We start from the raw sequence: 17,480 nt of genomic DNA on the forward strand, positions 1-17,480 counted from the left end.
CGGCGCCACGGCGGCCGCCCTGGACCGCAACGCCGACCAGCTGAAGAACCTCATCACGGACTTCAACACGACCGCCCGCTCGTTCGCGGTGGCCGACCAGCCGCTCGAGCAGGCGATCGCCGAGCTGCCCCGGACGCTCCGTGCCGCCCAGCCCGCGCTGGCCGCGCTCAACCGGGCCTTCCCGCCGTTGCGGCGTTTCGTCGCCGACTTCCGGCCGGGCGTGCGCTCCTCCGGCCCGGCGCTGGACGCCAGCCTCCCGTTCGCGCGGCAGGTGCGGCGCCTGGTCGGCGCGGCCGAGCTGCGGGGCCTCAGCAGCGATCTGCGTCCCGTCGTGCCCTCGCTGGCGAAGCTCTCGAAGCTGAGCGTGCCCCTGTACCAGCAGACCCGCCTGGCGTCGAGCTGCCAGAACGAGGTCATCCTGCCGTGGTCGCTGGACAAGATCGAGGACAAGGCGTTCCCGGCGGTCGGACCCGTCTTCCAGGACTCGGTCAAGGGCCTGTCCGGGCTGGCCGGCGAGAGCCGCTCCGGTGACGCCAACGGCCAGTGGTTCCGCGTCCTGGTCGCAGGCGGCACGTACGCCACGCCGCTGGGCAACGGCCAGCTCTTCCTGACGGACACGCCGGTCGGCGGCGTGAACCCGCGCCCGCCGGTCAAGGGCCGCTCGCCGCTGCGCAACGACGTGCCGTGCGAGACGCAGGAGCAGCCCGACCTGCGCTCGATCCCCGGTCCCGCGCCCACCGGCAGCCGCAAGGCCAACATCCCCGCGTCCGGTCCGGGTCGCGAGATCTACGACCGGTACGTCGAGAAGGCGATGGACTTCGTGAAGAAGGACATCAAGGCCCGCAAGCTGCCGCTCAAGGTCAGCGAGAAGCCGGCGACCCTCGACACGATCGCCAAGGTCCGCGCCGCGGCGGAGCGGGCGAAGCGAGGTGCGAAGTGAAGCGCGCGATCCGCAAGTACGCGAAGGACTTCGCGTCCGTCATCGGGCTGATGATCATCGCCGCCGTCGTCGGCGGGTACATCCTCTCCAACCAGCGCCTGCGGTTCCCGATCTTCGAGGACGCGCCGTTCGTCCTGAAGGCCGAGTTCAGCACCGCGCAGGCCGTGACCCCGGGTCAGGGCCAGACGATCCGCGTGTCCGGCGTGCGGATCGGCGACATCTCGAAGGTCGAGCTCCGTGACGGCATCGCCGTCGTCACGATGGACATCGACAAGAAGTTCGACCGTCTGGTCCGGACCGACGCCCGTGCGTTGCTGCGGCCCAAGACCGGCCTCAAGGACATGTTCGTCGAGCTGACGCCCGGCACCAAGCGCGCGCCGGTCGCCAAGGAGAACTGGACGATCCCGGTCGCCAACACGCTGCCGGACGTCAACCCGGACGAGGTCTTCGCCGCGCTCGACGCCGACACGCGGGACTACCTCAAGCTGCTCGTCAACGGTGCCGGGGATGGGCTGAAGGGCCGCGGCAGCGACCTGCGTGAGGTGTTCCGCAGGTTCGAGCCGACGCACCGCGATATCGCGAAGGTCACGTCGCTCGTCGCCAAGCGCGAGAAGAACCTGCGTCGGCTGATCCACAGCCTGGGCGAGCTCAACGGCGAGCTCGCGAGCAAGGACGACGACCTCGAGCAGCTCGTCGATTCCAGCGCGAACGTCCTGCGGGCCTTCGCCAGCGAGCAGCAGAACGTCACGGCGGCCGTCCGACGGCTGCCCGGCACGCTCCAGGAGACGACGGCGACGCTCGGCAAGGTCGAGCGCCTGGCCGACGTGCTCGGACCGGCGGTCACCGACTTGCGTCCGGCGGTGCGCAAGCTCGACGACGCCAACCGCGCGATCACGCCCTTCGTCAAGGAAGCGGCGCCGGTCGTGGAGAAGAAGATCCGGCCGTTCGTGCGCACCGCTCGTCCGGTGGTCCAGAGCCTCGAGCAGCCCGCCGAGCGGGTGGCCGGCGCCACACCCGATCTGACACGGGCGTTCACCGCGATCAACAGCCTGCTCAACCTCGCCGGGTACAACCCGGGCGGTCGGGAGGGACCCGAGGTGAACACGCGGGACGAGGGCTACCTGTTCTGGGCCGCGTGGCTGCAGCACGTCGGCAACGCCCTGTTCAGCACCGGTGACGCCAACGGTCCGTTCCGGCCCGTCTCGATCGGCGGCAGCTGCGGAACGCTCAAGCAGATCGCCGACACCGAGCCGGCCTTCGGCGCCATCGTCGCTCCGATCTTCGCCGACCCGACGCTCTGCAAGGGGGTGCTCGGCTAGTGGTCAAGCAGGCTCCGACCTTCGGTCGCCTCATGACGATGGTGCTGTTCGCGCTGTCGTGCTTCGGGCTGCTGCTGTTCCTGTGGGTCAGCTTCGGCGGCCCCACGCCGCTGAAGCCCGAGGGGTACCGCTTCAAGGTCGCCGTGCCCGAGGCCGCGCAGCTCGGCCTCGAGGCCGACGTCCGGACGGCGGGCGTTTCGATCGGCAAGGTCCGCGCCAAGGACATCGACGTCGAGAACCACCCGAACGCGACGATCGCCACCGTCGAGGTGATCCCGCGGTTCGCGCCGATCGCCTCGGATGCGCGCGTCGCGCTGCGGCAGAAGACGCTGCTGGGCGAGACCTACCTGGAGATCACGCCGGGGACCAAGAGCGCGCCGAAGGTCAAGGAGGGCGGCTGGCTGCCCGCCGCGCGCGTCGTCGAGACCACCCAGCTGGACGAGATCTTCGACGCCCTGGACGAGACGACCCGCAACAGCTTCAAGGTGTGGCAGCAGGAGCTCGCGACCGCGGTCGACGACCGGGGGCAGGACCTGAACGACGCGTTCGGGAACCTGCCGAACTTCGCCGCGGACGCGAAGGACGTGCTCGGCGTGCTCGACACGCAGGAGGGCGCGGTCCGCCGGTTGGTGCGCAACACGGGCGTGGTGTTCGGTGCCTTGACCGAGCGCGAGGACCAGCTCCAGAACCTCATCACCAACTCGCACGACGTCTTCGGCGCGACGAGCGCGAAGCAGGAGGCGCTCGCGGCGACGTTCCGGATCTTCCCGACCTTCCTGGACGAGTCCAAGGCCACCTTCGCGCGGCTGCAGACGTTCACCCGCGACACCGATCCGCTGATCCGTGACCTCGACCCCGCGCTCGGCGATCTCCGCCCGGCCGTCGCGGATCTGCGTGCAGCCTCGCCGGACCTCGAGGCGTTCTTCCGCAACCTCTCACCGCTGATCACCGCGGCGAAGACCGGCCTTCCGGCGACCACGGACATCCTCAACGGCGCCAAGCCGCTGCTGGGCGAGCTCCAGCCGTTCCTGGAGCAGCTCAACCCGATCCTCGAGTGGCTCGAGTACCACCAGATCACCGTCGCGGACTTCATCTCCAACGGCGCCGGCGCCCTCGCGGACACCATTCCGACCCGCAACGACTTCGAGCGCGGCCACTACCTGCGGCAGCACGGCCCCAACGGCGCCGAGACGGCGGCGATGTACACGACCCGGCCGGCGGCATCGCGCGGCAACGCGTACCTGAACCCCGGGGCGGTCCAGGGCAAGGAGCGCTCGATCCGGATGATCTTCCCGAACTGGGACTGCAACAACACCGGCAAGCCGGGCGACGGCACCTACCAGACGCAGGTGCCCGACACGAGCGACATGCCCTCGTGCTGGGTCCAGCCGGTCCCGCAGTACCCGGACGGGAACACCCGGAAGTACCCCCGCATCGAGGCCGCCGACTACTCCAAGTAGTCGCGGGCGGTTCGGGGTCCGACCGCGGACACGAGGACGGCCGCCCGGTCAGGCGGCCGTCGGGACGTCCGGTACGGGTGAGGTCGGTCGCTCAGGCGACCTTGGCGTCAGCCACCGCAACGGGGCTGAGCGCGTCGAGCAGGGCGCTCGCCAGGCGCTTGTCGCCCGAGACCTGCAGGTCGGACCGCGACTGCTCGGGCCCCAGGGCGTCGATCCACGCCTGCTCGGTGCCCGAGATCCGCGCGTCGGCGTCGGGCTCGGACCGCTCGGAGTAGGTGACGTTGCCGCCGGCCGCCTGTAGGACGTAGCGCTTGAGCTGGCCGTCCCGGCTCTCCGCCGTGATCTCGACGACGCCGCTGACGCTCCCGGGCAGGGCGATCCCCGGGCACGAGCGGAACACCGCGCCGATGTCGATGGCCTCGTCGGCGCGCGGCGGGCTCCAGGCCCACTGCGACCCCCAGCGCGCGAGCGCGCCGATCACCGGCAGCAGATCGCGTGCGCGCTCGGTCAGCTCGTAGTCGACGCGTGGCGGGACCTCGCGGTACCGCTGGCGGGTGAGGAGACCGTCGGCGACCATGCGGTTCAGACGCGAGCGGAGTTGCTCCGTGGAGATGCCGGGCAACACGCGTTGCAGCTCGACGAACCGGCGGGGACCACCGACGAGATCACGCACGATCAGCAGGGTCCACTTGTCGCCGACCAGGTCCAGGGCGCGGGCGTCCGGGGCCCACTGGTCGTACGGATGCCGCTTGGGAGGGGGAACGGTGGGAATGGGGTGCTCCTCGGGTAAGTCGTGGGACGAGCGCTACCGGGCTCCACAGTATCGCGACAGTCGGCGCGACGCGCCGGATTTCCGAATCTCTCAGGAACACGGTAGGCGAGTACTGCGCAGAAGTGGTGTATCCAGGATCACGCACGGCTAATCCTGGACAAATGTCGTACAAGACACCGCCAGCTTTGTTCCGAGCGTTCGTTGGTGCTCCCAAGAGGTCCAGGACGGGGTCAGGTCACCGCGGCGCGGCGGCGGGGAGAGGTCAGGAGACGGCGGTGGGCGAGGTCATCATGTTGGACGAGCATCGGGCGCGAAGGGGGGGCCAGGCCGCAGCGGCGAACGTCGCCGCCCACGAGACGGCCACGCGCCGAGCCGTGACGTTCTACTTCGACCCGTCGGCCCCGGAGTCGTACCTGGCGGCGGAACGCGTCGACCGACTCTTCGGCACCGTGACGTGGATTCCCGTCGCGTCCCTCGGGATGCCCCTCCCCGGCCAGGAGGCCGCACGCCGGCGCGGTGTCGCCGCCCGGGCCGCTGTCCTGCGGCTGCCGCTCGTCTGGCCCGACACCAGCCCTGGGTCCGTCCGCGTGACGCGTGTGGCGACCCTGGCTGCGGAGGCCCGGACCCTTCCCGCCTTCGCGCTGGCCGCCGGGCGCCTCGCCTACTGCGGCGGGTTCGATCTCGACGATCCGGAGATCCTCGCCGAGGCCGCGGCCGCCGCAGGCCTGGGGATCGACGCCTGCCTGCACGCCGCCGCCGACCCGTCGCGCGACATCGCGCCCAGGTCGGTCGCCGAGCAGCTCGCGGCTCGCGGTGCCGACCGACTTCCCTGCTTCGGGGTCGGCGACACGCTGACCGCGGGTGAGGAGCGGCTGCCGGAGGTCCTGGCGGCCGCGCGCGAGAGCGGCGCGGCGCGCCTCAGGCCCCAGGCGGGCTGAGCACCACGGTCGGGGGTCGACCCGCGCCTGTCGCTGGGGGCAACCCCCTGGACAAGCGGGGCCCGGGCCGCGACGATGCACCCATGCTCCGGGCGCCCCTGCGCTTCGCCTTTCGCAAACTCGGGCGGCGCTACCCACGGGTCGCCATCGCGCTGCAGTTCCAGGTCGCGCATCTCATCGTGCTCGGCGGGACGTCCCTGCTGCTCCTCTACGTCGACATGTCGGCGGCCGAGTTCGGACGGATCGTCGCGGTCACCCAGGCGCTGACGCTCATGGACAACCTCCTCGGCGTCCGCGGCGCCTGGAGGCTCGTGCGCCCAGCCGACGCCTGGCTGCGCGGGGATCGGTCCGCAGCAGCCGCGGTGACGGCCTTCCGCGCGCTCGGATCGATGCCCGTCGCCTACCTGCGCCAGCGCGGCCCGCTGACCGTGCTCGCCACGATCCTCCCCGCCGGGGCCTACATCACCTGGGAGCTCGACCAACGCTGGTTCCCGGACTTCCCCGCGATCGTGGCCGCTGCGCTCATCGTGCTGCTGTACGGCGTGCTCCTGCGCTTCCTGGCGCTGGAGTTGATGATGCGGCCGGTCCTCGAGCGGCTGTCCGACGACCTGCCCCGCAACGCGTCGCTCGGCAGCGTGACCGTCCCGCTCCAACGGCGCTTGCTGCTGGTGCTCCCGGCGATCAACGTCATCACCGGCGTCGTCGTCAGCGGGCTGTCGTCCCCGGATCAGGAAGGCCTCGCCGCGCTGGGCTTCGGGGTGCTCCTCGCGGTCGGGGTCGCGTTCACGCTGAGCTTCGAGCTGTCGGTGCTGCTGGCGCGTTCGATCGTGGAGCCGCTGAGCGACCTGCGGCAGGGGGCGGACGCGGTCGCCCGCGGGGACCTCAGCGCGCGGGTCCCCGTCCTGGGCACCGACGAGGCCGGGCAGCTCGCGGTGTCCTTCAACCAGATGGTCGAGGGCCTGCAGGAGCGTGCTGCGCTCCATGACGCGATGGCGGCGTTCGTCGATCCGCAGGTGGCCGACCGCGTCATGTCCGAGGGGCACGACATCCTCGGTGAGGAGGTCGAGGTCTCGATCCTCTTCCTCGACATCCGGGACTTCACCGCGTTCGCGGAGCGCTCCAGCGCCGCCGAGGTCGTCGCCCGGCTGAACGAGTTCTACGGCCTGGTGGTCCCGATCGTGCGCGCGAACCGCGGCCACGTCAACAAGTTCCTGGGCGACGGGCTGCTGGCGGTCTTCGGGACGCCGGATCGCGTCGAGGACCACGCCGACCGCGCGGTGGAGACCGCGCAGCAGATCTCGGCCGTCGTGCGGGAGCGCTACGGCGAGGCGTTGGGCATCGGCGTCGGCGTCAACAGCGGCCCGGTCGTCGCCGGGACGATCGGCGGCGGCGGGCGGGTCGACTTCACGGTGATCGGGGACACGGTCAACACCGCGGCGCGCGTCGAGAAGGCGACACGGTCCACCGGCGACGACGTGCTCGTCACCGCGGCGACCGTCGCACTCCTGCGGCGGGACTGGCCGGCGTTCGGGGCTCGTGAGCCCGTCGCGCTGAAGGGCAAGCGCGACGCGGTCGTGCTCTACGCGCCGCCGGTGGCGTCCCGGGTCCCACCGTCGGACCCGGGTGATCTCAGCAGGTCGGACCCGGACGGCCTCAGCAGCTCGGAAGGGTCGGCAGGGTCGTGCTCCCGGTCAGGACGGCCAGCAGATTCAGCACGGGCAGGCTCACACCGCTGAGCGTCGTCCTCCACGTCGTGCAGACGGTCGCGAGCTGACCCTGGATGGCCGGGATGGTCGTCCCGGTGAGCCCGGCGAGCGTCGCGGTCGCCTGGTTGAGCGTGTTGTCGGCCGTCGTCGCGAGGTTCGAGTCCCCCGGGCTGAGGTAGGCGAGGATCCCGCTGACCTGCGTCTGGGCGCCCGTCAGCGCCGTCTGCAGGGTGCTGATGGTGGTCGAGTTCAGGCCCGACGGGTCGGTGCCGAGGGTCGTGATGAGGTTCCCGACCTGTCCGGTGAGGCCCGAGACGGTGGTGTTGAGCGCTCCGACGTCCACGCCGCCGACGAGCCCCGTCACCGACGTGAGCCCGGCGGAGAGCGAGGACACCGTCGTGTTCAGCGTGCCGACCTGGCCGGTGAGGCCCGCGACCGTGCCCGAGAGCCCGGTGAGGTTCGACAGCAGCGTGGTGATCTGGTTGGTGAGCGCTGCCGGCAGGTCCCCGGTGAGGGTCAGGCCGGTGAGCTGGTTGACGAGCGTCGTGAGGGCGCTGGAGATCTGGGTCACGCGGTCGGTGAGCGGACCGAGGTCGGTGGGGCTGAGTCCGGCCAGCGCCGTCTCGAGCACGCAGATGCGGTTGAGCACCGTGCCTGCGGTGCCGCACGCCCCGAGCTGCGCGGACAGCGCCGCGAGCTGATCGGCGACCGCGGTGATCTGCGGCTGCAGGTCGCTGCGCACGAGGTCGATGCGATCCCGCAGGTCCTTGGCGGCGGCGGCCAGGTCGAGGGCGAGCTTGTCGACGCGCCCACTGAGCGTCGCGACGTCGGTGCGGACCACGCCGAGCTGGGTGGTGAGGGTGGTGACGCGACCGTTCACGTCGGCGAACCCGGCGCCGACGTAGGCCGCGAGCTGGTTGACGTAGGTGGCGAGGCCGGCGAGGTTCTTGCGGGTGCGGGCGAGCTCCTCCTCGAGCTCCTGCGTCGAGAGCTGCTTGGAGCGCTTGGTCACCTTGGTGCGCTTGATGGCCAGGCGCGGGTAGGTCGCGGCCCGGGCCTCCTTGGTGATCGTGATGCGACCCGTGAACCTGTCGCCGAGGCGCAGCCGGCCCGGGAGGACCGATCCCGACGGGGTGGGGACGGCGGTGCGCCGGGGCATGATCACGACGCCCAGCGGGGACTTCAGCTTCGCGCCCCGGGCGGTCTCCTTGGAGAGGAGTACCGGGACGGCGGTCCGGGTCGCGTCGGCGACGTACGGCGATCCCACGACTTGGCCCTTGACGATCGCGGAGGCGGCCGGCGCGGCGGCGGGAGCCACGAGCGCAGCGGTGATCAGGGCCCCGAGCAGCGGGAGGCAACGGCGGATGGGGAGCATGAGGGTTCCTCGGACGGGCCAGAAGTGGTGATCCCCATATCGGCACATGTACGAAAACCTTGAACAGAAGTGTGGAGTCGTGAACGGTGGCGTTCAGTCGGGTCGTCGCCGGGGCTGCCCGCGCGCTAGGGTGGGCCTTCATGAGCACGAGCACCGAGCCCACCACCCAGCTGCACGGCGGACGCCTCGTCGCCCGCCGGCTCAAGGCCCACGGCGTGACGAAGCTGTTCACCCTGTCGGGCGGCCACCTGTTCTCGATCTACGACGGATGTCGCGAAGAGGGGATCGATCTCGTGGACGTGCGCCACGAGCAGGCCGCGGCGTTCGCGGCCGAGGGCTGGGCGAAGGTCACCCGCCAGCCCGGGGTCGCCGCGCTGACCGCGGGTCCCGGCGTGACCAACGGCATGAGTGCTCTCGGGTCCGCCCAGATGAACAACTCGCCGATGCTGGTCCTGGGCGGCCGCGCCCCGGCGTTGCGCTGGGGGCAGGGGTCGCTGCAGGAGATCGATCACGTGCCGTTCGTGCGGCCCCTGACGAAGTTCGCGGCGACGCCGAGCTCGACCGAAGAGATCCCCGGACTCGTCGACGAGGCGCTCGTCGCCGCGCTCAGCGCGCACAGCGGCCCGACGTTCGTGGACTTCCCCCTCGACTACGTGTTCATGGAGGCCGAGGAGCCGCAGAGCGATCTCGTGCTGCCCTCCATGGCCGAGGGTCCGCTGCCCGACGACGCGGCGCTCGCCCGCGCGATCGAGCTGCTGCGCAAGGCCGAGCGCCCGGTCGTCATGGCCGGCACCAACCTGTACTGGGGTCACGGCGAGCGAGCCCTGCTCGAGCTCATCGAGGAGCTGCGGATCCCGACCTTCGTGAACGGCCTGGGCCGGGGCTGCGTGCCGGCCGATCACGAGCTGTACTTCTCGCGCGCCCGCGGGGCCGGGTTGAAGGGCGCCGATGTCGCGCTCGTCATCGGTGTCCCGATGGACTTCCGCCTGGGCTTCGGCGGCTCGTTCGGTGAGGAGACGCAGCTCATCGTGGTCGACCGGGCCGAACCTCTGCGCGAGCATCCGCGCCCGGTCGCCGCCGAGCTCTACGGCGGCATCCCCGGCATCCTCACCTCGCTGCGGGAGAACGCCCACCTCGATCAGCCCGATCGCTCCGGATGGGTGAAGCAGCTGCGCGAGGTCGAGGACGAGAAGCGCGCGGGCGAGGCGCAGGAGATGAACGATCCGCGCGGTCCGCTGCACCCCATGCGGCTCTACAAGGAGCTCGGCGAGGTCCTCGACCGCAACGCCATCATCATCGGCGACGGCGGGGACTTCGTGTCCTACGCCGGCCGCGTGATCGACAGCTACGAGCCCGGCTGCTGGCTCGATCCGGGTCCGTTCGGCTGCCTGGGCTGCGGCCCCGGCTACGCGATCGCGGCCAAGACGGCGCACCCGGACCGCCAGGTCGTGCTGCTGCAGGGGGACGGCGCCTTCGGCTTCAGCGCGATGGAGTACGACACGATGGCCCGCCTGGGCATCAACGTCGTCGGGGTCATGGGGAACAACGGGATCTGGGCGCTCGAGAAGCACCCGATGGAGTTCCTCTACGGCTACTCCGTCGCGGCCGACCTGCGCCCCGAGACGCGCTACGACCAGGTCGTCGAGGCACTCGGCGGGCACGGCGAGTTCGTGCGGACCCCCGACGAGGTCAAGCCGGCGCTCGCGCGGGCGTTCAGCGCGGGCAAGCCGGCGCTGGTGAACGTCTCGACGGACCCGACCGTCGTCTACCCTCGCAAGTCGAACCTGGCGTAGTCGCCCGCGCGTCGGAGCGCGGGCCACGGGCCTGACCGCGGGCTTGGACCTGACCCCGGAACGTCAAGAGCCGCCCCGAAGGGCGGCTCTCAAACTGGCCCCGACAGGACGGGCAGGGGTACGTGCCATGCTGGGGCCGATCTAGAGTGGTTCGAGCGGCGGGAGGCGCCGTTTCGATGCGGCTACGCCCGAACCTATGAGGCCGGTTGTGGGGATGTGCGTTTCGGCTGCACCCCGTGGACCCGGCTTCAGCAGTATCCGCAGTCGGGGCCGTCGCCACAATCAGACGTCCGTCTACACGGGCGCAGAAAAGTGGGGATGGCGCCGATCACGCGCGAGCGAGTTGCAGCGCGGCGCCGCGCAGGATGTCGTGCTCGCTGACCTCGACCTCGTCGAGGTCGTAGGCGCGCATCGCCTCGATCAGCAGCACGACGCCGGGAACGATCGTCGGTGCGCGGTCCGGGTGCAGACCGGCCACGTCACGGCGCTCCTCGACGTCCATGGAGGCGAGGCGGGCCAGCAGACGCTCGCAGGTGGCCAGGGGCAGCCGGAAGCCGTGCACCCTCTCCGGGTCGTACGGCTCGAGATCCTGGGCGATCGCCGCGCACGAGGTCGCGGTGCCCGCCACCGCGATCCCGGTGGTGACGGCGGCCCGTAGGTCGGCGGTGATCGCCGTGGTGAAGATCCCCCGGACCTCATCCGCGACGGCGATCAGCTCGTCGTGCCTGGGCGGATCGTGCCGGACGTGACGCTCGGCCTGCCGCACGACACCGGCCTGGGTCGAGGCGTGCTGCAGGATCCGCCCGCCCTCCCCGACCACGAACTCGGTCGAACCGCCGCCGATGTCGATCACGACGACCGGACCCGGAGCGTCCTCCGGGCGCCCGGACGTGGCCCCGAGGTAGGTGAGCTGGGCCTCCTCGTCGCCGCTGATCACCCGCGCGTCGAACCCGAACTCCTCGCGGATGCGCGTGGTGAACTCGGCGCCGTTGGACGCGTCGCGCACGGCGCTGGTCAGGACGGCGGTCGTCGCGGTCGCGCCGAGCGCGTCGATCCGCTCCCGGTACGTCGCCAGGGTGTCGAAGACCCGCTGCATCGCATCCGGGTGGAGGGCGCCGCTGGCGTCGACCCCCTGGCCCAGGCGCGTGACCGTGCTGTGCCGCTCGAGCTCCACCACGGCGCCGTCCTGCGCGACGTCCGCCACGAGCAGCCGGGTCGAGTTGGTTCCGATGTCCGCTACCGCGACGCGCATGGCGCCACTGTAGTCACAGCCCGGGTGCGGGGTGCGGCATGGGCGCCCCCCGCAGCGCGGCGAGCAGGTTGTCCACCGCGATGTCGGCCATCCGCTCGCGGGCTCGGTGCGTCGCCGACCCGATGTGTGGCAGGACCAGCAGGTTCGGCGCCGACAGGAGCGGATCGTCGGGGGGCAGCGGCTCGGGATCGGTGACGTCGAGCGCCGCGGCCGCGAGATGTCCGCGCTCGAGGGCGGCACGCAGGGCCACCTGGTCCACGAGCCCACCGCGTGCCGTGTTGACGAGCACCGATCCCGGGCGCATCGTGGCCAGAGCGTCGGCGTCGATGATCCTCGCCGTCTCCGCGGTCAGGGGACAGTGCAGCGACACGACGTCAGCTCGCGCGAGGGCGGCGCGCAGGTCGTCGTCGCGGCCGATGCATTCGACGTTCATGCCGAACGCGGCAGCGCGCTCAGCGACCGCCCTGCCGATGCGGCCACGGCCGCCCACGAGCGCGAGGGTCGCGCCGCGGAGCTCGAGTCCGAGCCACCGGCGGGGCTCCCACGTCCGCCACGCCCCGGTGCGCACCGCGGCGGCCGCCTGCGGCAACCCCCGTGCTGCCGAGAGCAGCAGGGCCAGGGTGAGGTCGGCGGTCGCGTCGGTCAGGACGTCCGGGGTCACGCCGACGGCGATCCCACGCGCACGAACGGCGTCGACGTCGATGTTGTCGAAGCCCACGGCGTAGTTCGCGACGGCCCGCAGGTGCGGTGCGGCGGCAAGCAGGTCGGCGTCGATCCGGTCGGTCAACAGGCACAGGAGGGCGTCGGCGCCGGCGGTCAGCGCCCACAGCTCCATCGGCGCGGGCGGCAGGTCCCCGGGCCACACGACGACCTCGTGCTCGGCGGCCAGACGCGTGAGCGCGGCCCCGGGGAGGCGGCGGGTGACAGCCACGGTCGACACGAGCCCCATGCTCGCAAACGCGACGCTCTCAAGCGCATCCGGTTGCTTCCGACTACCGGTCGGAGCGCACGTCCGCGATCCGGGCGCGGCGCGCCGAGACCAGACCTCATGGAGGACCTACATGTTCCGTTGGAAGAGGGGCGCCCGCGCAGCGTCCGACCCGGTCATCCGTGACCTGCGAGAGCGGTTGACGAGCCTCGACCAGAACTGCCTGACCGCGCTGGAGCAGGGCCTGGGGGCCATGACCCGGGGTGATCTCACGGTCTCCGCGACGCCGGTCACGACGCCGATCGAGTCCACGTCCTCCAACGCGGACATCCAGGCGCTCGTCGAGATCTTCAACTCGATGCTGGGCCGCGCACAGGTCGCCCTCGACGAGTACAACGCGATGCGTGAGGACCTGCGGTCCGCGCTCGGCGACCAGTCGGTCCTGGACCAGCTCCGCGCGCGGCTGAACAGCCTCAACGCCAACTGCCTGACCGATCTCGAGCACGGCCTGAACGTGATGGCCAACGAAGGCGATCTCAGCGTCGAGGTCACCCCGGTCACGAGCCCGGTCGTCTCGGAGTCCGGCGCGCCGATCGGGGAGCTCGGCGAGGTGTTCAACGCGATGCTCGGCCGCGCGCAGGCGTCGCTGGAGGCCTACAACACCATGCGCACCGATCTTGGCGAGGTGGCCGATCGGGCGAGGCGGGTGGCCGACGGCGACCTGTCCCTCGAGGTGCAGGTCAAGAGCGACCACGACGTCGTGGGGTCGGCGTTCGTCGCGATGCAGGACAACCTGGGCCGGCTGGTCTCCCAGCTCAGCGAGATGGCCACGCAGCTCGCGGACGCATCCCAGCGCATGGCGCAGACCAGCGACGAGGCCGGGCGTGCCATCGGTGAGATCGCCCAGGCGGTCGGGGAGGTCGCGCACGGGGCGGAGCGGCAGGTCCGCTCGGTCGAGTCCGCGCAGCGGATGACGGAGGAGATGGTCACCGCCACCACCTCGAGCGCCGCGAGCGCCGACGAGGCGACGAGCGCGGCCCGCCAGGCACGCGATGTCGCGAGCGAGGGCGCGGAGGCCGTCACGCAGGCCACGGAGGCGATGACCGCGGTCCGCGAGACCTCGCACGCCGTCAACGGCGTCATGGGCGATCTGGCGCGCAAGAGCGACCAGATCGGCGGCATCGTCGACACGATCACCAACATCGCCGAGCAGACGAACCTGCTGGCGCTCAACGCGGCCATCGAGGCGGCGCGCGCGGGTGACATGGGTCGTGGCTTCGCGGTCGTCGCCGACGAGGTCCGCAAGCTCGCGGAGGAGTCGCAGCGCGCGGCGGCGTCGATCGGGGGGCTGATCACCGAGATCCAGGGCGAGACGCAGCGCGCCATGGACGTCGTGCGGTCCGGTGCCGAGGCCACCGAGACCAGCGCGAGCACCGTCGAGCAGGCCCGCGAGAGCTTCCTGCGGATCGGCGGCTCGGTCGACGACATGAACACCCGCGTGACGCAGATCGCGGCCGCGATCAAGCAGATCGCCGACGCCTCGACGCGGCTGCAGGCCGACATGGGGGATGTCGCGAGCGTCGCCGAGCAGTCCTCGGCAAGCGCGCAGCAGGTGTCCGCCTCGACGCAGCAGACGAGCGCCTCGGCGCAGGAGATCGCCACGAGCGCCGCCGAGCTGTCGGGCCGCGCGTCCACGCTCGAGGAGCTCGTCGGGCGCTTCCGGCTGGCGACCACCGCCTGAGGCGACCGCTCGGCGGCCAGGCGCCGGTGGAGGGCGCGGAGCGCCTAGCCTTCGGGCACGGCGGTCCGCGAGCTCTGCCCGGTCCGCTGTGCCTCGGCCCGGGCGTCCTTCTGGGCTCGCTTGCGCGCCTCGGCCTTGGCGCGTCGCTGCTTCGCCTCGCGTTCGGCCTTCGCCCTGGCCTTCGCCTTCGCCTTGGCACGCGCCTTGGCCTTGGCGCGCGCTCGCGCCCTGGCGACCTCGGCGGCGGACCGCCGGACCTTCACCGCGGCGGTCGCCCGGCCCGGCGGCGGCGAGCCCGGCCCGACGGCGACGACCTGGACGGCGTACTTGCCCTTGCGGGGCGCGGACCAGCCGAACCGGTGCGAGCCGCGGGTCAGCGTCGTGTCCCGGCTCATGACCGTGCGTCCGCTGGCGTCGCGGATGCGCACGGCGACCGTCGAGACCTTGGACACCCACACCGACACGCCCGCCGCGGCCTGCGCTCGGGGGCGCTTCGTCACCCGCAGGCCCACGCGGGTCGGCTCGCGCACGTAGCGGGCGAACCGCTTGGTCGCGGTGCAGTAGCGGCGCCCCGCCTCGCGATCGCAGAGGTCCTTGAGGAAGGAGGTCACCAGCCGGTGATAGGCGAGGCTCGCCTCCTTGCCGCCGTCGGAGTACCGGGACCACGCGCCCGTGTCGGCCTTGCGCAGCTCGACGCGAGCGGCGCGCTCGCCGCGGCGGTAGAGCTCCAGCGCGCGCCCCGACTCGCCGAGGCTGGCGAGATCGCGCAGACCGGTCAGCGCCCGGAGGTGGCCGTTGAGGATCCGCAGGCTGGGGGCGCTCGAGTACATGACGTAGTGACGGCCTCCGGGCGCGCGGACGGCGACGCCGACCGGCGCCGGGCGGGCGAAGGCGCCCAGGGCGGCCCGCGCGTACTTCGCGTCCTTCGGGCTGTGCAGGATGACCGAGGTGCGGACGAGGGCCTGGATCGCGGTGCCCTGCGTCATCGCGCTGATCCACGGCGCGTGGGCTCCGCTCCAGGAGAAGTAGGACTCGAAACGCAGCACGCCGTCACGGCGGACACCGAGCGCCAGCAGCCGGTTCACGGCGGTGCGCAGACGCCGTCGCGGGCAGTGGGCGCGGTCCCGCAGGCACTCCCCGGCCAGCGAGGACACACGACCCCAGCTGCCGAGCTGGTGCAGGATCAGTCCGCGGCCGGGTGCGTAGCGCAGCGTGACGGGATCGGCGCCGCGCACGAGCGATCGCCCGACCCTCGGTGGGTTGCGGCGCGTCCACCAGTCGGTGTTGCGCGACAGGGTCAGGATCACGGGGTACAGCCGGTCGGTCGTGAGGATGCCGCCGGCCGCGAGGTTCTCGACGATGCGCAGGGCGTTGCGCTGCTCGTACCCGCGAACGCCGGTGAGCGTGGCGGCCGCGCGGCGAGCCCGGGACAGCGCGCGGCGTTGTGCCTGGTAGGTGGCGCGATCGGTCACGCGCGTCAGCCAGGCGCGACGGATCACGGCGTCCACGCTCTTGGACCCACGCAGCGCTCGGAGCGCGCGACGACGGAACCGCCGGTCGACCTGGCGGGCACCGCGATCGATCCGCTCGGTGCCGGCGCGCGTGACGTCGGTGAGTCCGACGAGCAGGGGGAGGGACACCGGAACCGTGGGCACCGGCGTCGGTTCGGCCGCGTGGGTCGCGGCGGGCAGCGCTGCGGCCGTCAGGGCCGGGAGGAGGAGCGTTGCCGCGATGGCGGCGAGCCGGGCGCGGGGGTTCGGAAGACGGGACCGGGACACAACGGGTCACTAGGTCATATCGGCAGAACCTGTGCGATGCGTAAGTCCCCGGGCGCGCCGGCGGTGTCCGATGGGGGCGCGACGACGCCCCCCGCCGAGCCGCTCAGCCGGCGGTCGCGGCGTCCTGGTGCAGGTCCAGCGCCCGCTGGAGCCCCTGCAGCATCACCTCGGGGGGCTGGGCGCCGGTGAGTCCGAAGCGCCGGTCGAGCACGAACGCGGGGACGCCCTGCAGGCCGAACTCCTGGGCCTGCTCGATGTCCCGCCGGACCTCGGCCCCGAAGTCCTCGGTGGCGAGGATCTGGGCGACGCGATCCTCGGGCAGACCGGTCTCCGTCGCCAGGCGGGTGAGCGTGGCGTGCTCACCGAGATGCTCGCCCTCCACGAAGTACGCGCGCAGCAGCCGCTCCTTCAGCGCGTCCTGGGCGCCCGTCGTGTGGGCGTACTGCAGCAGGCGGTGCGCGTCGTAGGTGTTGGTGAGCTGCACGCGGTCGAAGTGCATCTCCACGCCGCTCTCCGCGGCCATGCGGGTCATGGCGTCCTGCATCTGAGCGGCCTCCTCGAGCGTCCGGCCGTACTTGCGGGCGAGGTGCTCGAGCTGCGTGCCCTCGATCCGCGTCGGCGCGTCGGGGGCGAGCTGGAAGCTGCGCCAGCGCACCGTCACCTGATCGGCCTGCGGGAACGTCTCGAGCGCGGTCTCGAGGTTGCGCTTGCCGATGTAGCAGAAGGGGCACGCGACGTCCGACCAGATCTCCAGGTGCATGCCCTCCATCCTTGCAGTTGGCCTCGGCCGCGCTCACCGCACCTCGACGATCGACTTGACGATCTGCGCGGTCGCGACGAGGCGGTCGTCCTCGTCGAGGCCGTGCGCGGAGCAGAACACCAGCCCGCGCCCGCGCTTGTCCACGGTCCCGCGGAAACGCACGCGGGTGCCTGACGCCACGGAGCGCAGCAGGGACGCTGTCGTCGTGTGCGTCACCGCGTTCGTCCCGGGCTCCAGGGTGGGCAGGACGGCGAGGTAGGCGGACACGTCGAGGAACAGCGGCGCGAGCCCGCCGTGCAGGACGCCGACGTTGTTGGCGGTCAGGTCGCCGACCGTGATCGCGAGGCCCTGTACGGGGTCGCTCGGGTCGAGGAGCTGGAGGTCCAGGGCGCGGTGCAGCGGCACGTCGAGGACGGTCTGCACCGCGGTCCGCAGCGCGTCGGGGGAGAGGGGCATGGCCGCCATCGTCGCCGATCGGGGCGGACCGCCGGCGAACGCACGAACCTCGGGCCGCGCGGACCGTGGCGGGCCGTGCCGTGCGGGACCGAAGTGCTAGACTTTGCGGTCCGCCGCGGGGTGGAGCAGTCTGGTAGCTCGTCGGGCTCATAACCCGAAGGTCGCAGGTTCGAATCCTGCCCCCGCTACTTGGCTCATTCCTCGGAATGAGCCAGCACGGAAGCCGCCTCTCGCCGGGCGGCTTTCGCAGTTCTGGGGCCAG

Annotated in this window: 14 protein-coding genes and 1 tRNA gene; 8 read left to right on the forward strand and 7 right to left on the reverse strand. The window is 71.9% G+C overall.

Going from position 1 to position 17,480, the window contains the following annotated elements; all coding sequences use genetic code 11:
• The 3 genes from ABYE80_RS06380 to ABYE80_RS06390 all read left to right on the forward strand — a co-directional run.
• Positions 1-940: hypothetical protein (locus ABYE80_RS06380; protein WP_372789430.1), on the forward strand; the 940-nt coding region annotated here is incomplete at its 5' end.
• Positions 937-2,259, forward strand: a complete 1,323-nt coding sequence (locus tag ABYE80_RS06385) for an MlaD family protein (RefSeq protein ID WP_372789431.1) — start codon at positions 937-939, stop codon at positions 2,257-2,259. The genes ABYE80_RS06380 and ABYE80_RS06385, both read left to right, overlap by 4 nt.
• Positions 2,259-3,719, forward strand: a complete 1,461-nt coding sequence (locus ABYE80_RS06390; RefSeq protein WP_372789432.1) for an MlaD family protein — start codon at positions 2,259-2,261, stop codon at positions 3,717-3,719. The genes ABYE80_RS06385 and ABYE80_RS06390 overlap by 1 nt, the downstream gene beginning before the upstream one ends.
• A 91-nt stretch (positions 3,720-3,810) precedes the next feature.
• Here ABYE80_RS06390 and ABYE80_RS06395 read toward each other — a convergent pair whose 3' ends face one another.
• Positions 3,811-4,491: a winged helix-turn-helix transcriptional regulator gene (locus tag ABYE80_RS06395; RefSeq protein ID WP_372789443.1), complete on the reverse strand. Its 681-nt coding sequence runs from the start codon at positions 4,489-4,491 to the stop codon at positions 3,811-3,813.
• A gap of 275 nt (positions 4,492-4,766) precedes the next feature.
• Between ABYE80_RS06395 and ABYE80_RS06400 the strand changes: the two genes are divergently transcribed.
• Together ABYE80_RS06400 and ABYE80_RS06405 are read left to right on the forward strand one after the other, a co-directional pair.
• A complete protein-coding gene (locus tag ABYE80_RS06400; RefSeq protein WP_372789433.1) occupies positions 4,767-5,429 on the forward strand; it encodes a hypothetical protein in 663 nt (220 codons plus the stop codon).
• An 83-nt stretch (positions 5,430-5,512) separates the two neighbouring features.
• Complete coding sequence (locus tag ABYE80_RS06405) at positions 5,513-7,165, forward strand: adenylate/guanylate cyclase domain-containing protein (RefSeq protein ID WP_372789434.1); 1,653 nt, start codon at positions 5,513-5,515, stop codon at positions 7,163-7,165.
• Here ABYE80_RS06405 and ABYE80_RS06410 read toward each other — a convergent pair.
• Complete coding sequence (locus ABYE80_RS06410; RefSeq protein ID WP_372789435.1) at positions 7,083-8,510, reverse strand: hypothetical protein; 1,428 nt, start codon at positions 8,508-8,510, stop codon at positions 7,083-7,085. The genes ABYE80_RS06405 and ABYE80_RS06410 overlap by 83 nt on opposite strands.
• Positions 8,511-8,650: 140 nt before the next feature.
• Between ABYE80_RS06410 and ABYE80_RS06415 the strand changes: the two genes are divergently transcribed.
• The gene (locus ABYE80_RS06415) at positions 8,651-10,303 is read left to right on the forward strand and encodes an acetolactate synthase (protein WP_372789436.1); all 1,653 of its coding nucleotides are present in this window, start codon (positions 8,651-8,653) and stop codon (positions 10,301-10,303) included.
• A gap of 328 nt (positions 10,304-10,631) precedes the next feature.
• On the opposite strand, the gene ABYE80_RS06420 is transcribed toward ABYE80_RS06415, so the two are convergent.
• Positions 10,632-11,555 carry a Ppx/GppA family phosphatase gene (locus ABYE80_RS06420; protein WP_372789437.1) on the reverse strand — a complete coding sequence of 308 codons (924 nt, stop codon included), beginning with the start codon at positions 11,553-11,555 and terminating at the stop codon, positions 10,632-10,634.
• Positions 11,556-11,568: 13 nt separating this feature from the next.
• Entirely contained in the window at positions 11,569-12,495 is a 927-nt protein-coding gene (locus ABYE80_RS06425; protein ID WP_372789438.1) for an NAD(P)-dependent oxidoreductase, read from the reverse strand.
• A 121-nt stretch (positions 12,496-12,616) separates the two neighbouring features.
• Here ABYE80_RS06425 and ABYE80_RS06430 point away from each other — a divergent pair, with 121 nt between their 5' ends.
• Positions 12,617-14,224, forward strand: a complete 1,608-nt coding sequence (locus tag ABYE80_RS06430) for a methyl-accepting chemotaxis protein (RefSeq protein ID WP_372789439.1) — start codon at positions 12,617-12,619, stop codon at positions 14,222-14,224.
• Positions 14,225-14,268: 44 nt separating this feature from the next.
• Here ABYE80_RS06430 and ABYE80_RS06435 read toward each other — a convergent pair whose 3' ends face one another.
• The 3 genes from ABYE80_RS06435 to ABYE80_RS06445 form a co-directional block, all read right to left on the reverse strand.
• Complete coding sequence (locus tag ABYE80_RS06435; RefSeq protein ID WP_372789440.1) at positions 14,269-15,864, reverse strand: D-glucuronyl C5-epimerase family protein; 1,596 nt, start codon at positions 15,862-15,864, stop codon at positions 14,269-14,271.
• Positions 15,865-16,105: 241 nt separating this feature from the next.
• Positions 16,106-16,762, reverse strand: coding sequence for a DsbA family oxidoreductase (locus ABYE80_RS06440; RefSeq protein WP_372789441.1), 657 nt, complete (start codon positions 16,760-16,762; stop codon positions 16,106-16,108).
• Positions 16,763-16,795: 33 nt separating this feature from the next.
• The gene (locus tag ABYE80_RS06445; RefSeq protein WP_372789442.1) at positions 16,796-17,218 is read right to left on the reverse strand and encodes a PaaI family thioesterase; all 423 of its coding nucleotides are present in this window, start codon (positions 17,216-17,218) and stop codon (positions 16,796-16,798) included.
• A gap of 114 nt (positions 17,219-17,332) precedes the next feature.
• Between ABYE80_RS06445 and ABYE80_RS06450 the strand changes: the two genes are divergently transcribed.
• A tRNA-Met gene (locus tag ABYE80_RS06450) sits at positions 17,333-17,406 on the forward strand.
• Positions 17,407-17,480: the final 74 nt, after the last annotated feature.

Origin of the sequence: Paraconexibacter sp. (genome assembly GCF_041602235.1) — a bacterium.
GTDB lineage: Bacteria > Actinomycetota > Thermoleophilia > Solirubrobacterales > Solirubrobacteraceae > Paraconexibacter.

Excerpts from the sequence above, each read along its gene's own strand:
- ABYE80_RS06415 (WP_372789436.1), top strand. The coding sequence starts at position 8,651 with ATGAGCACGAGCACCGAGCCCACCACCCAGCTGCACGGCGGACGCCTC.
- ABYE80_RS06445 (WP_372789442.1), bottom strand. The coding sequence starts at position 17,218 with ATGCCCCTCTCCCCCGACGCGCTGCGGACCGCGGTGCAGACCGTCCTC.
- ABYE80_RS06420 (WP_372789437.1), bottom strand. The coding sequence starts at position 11,555 with ATGCGCGTCGCGGTAGCGGACATCGGAACCAACTCGACCCGGCTGCTC.
- ABYE80_RS06410 (WP_372789435.1), bottom strand. The coding sequence starts at position 8,510 with ATGCTCCCCATCCGCCGTTGCCTCCCGCTGCTCGGGGCCCTGATCACC.
- ABYE80_RS06405 (WP_372789434.1), top strand. The coding sequence starts at position 5,513 with ATGCTCCGGGCGCCCCTGCGCTTCGCCTTTCGCAAACTCGGGCGGCGC.
- ABYE80_RS06440 (WP_372789441.1), bottom strand. The coding sequence starts at position 16,762 with ATGCACCTGGAGATCTGGTCGGACGTCGCGTGCCCCTTCTGCTACATC.
- ABYE80_RS06430 (WP_372789439.1), top strand. The coding sequence starts at position 12,617 with ATGTTCCGTTGGAAGAGGGGCGCCCGCGCAGCGTCCGACCCGGTCATC.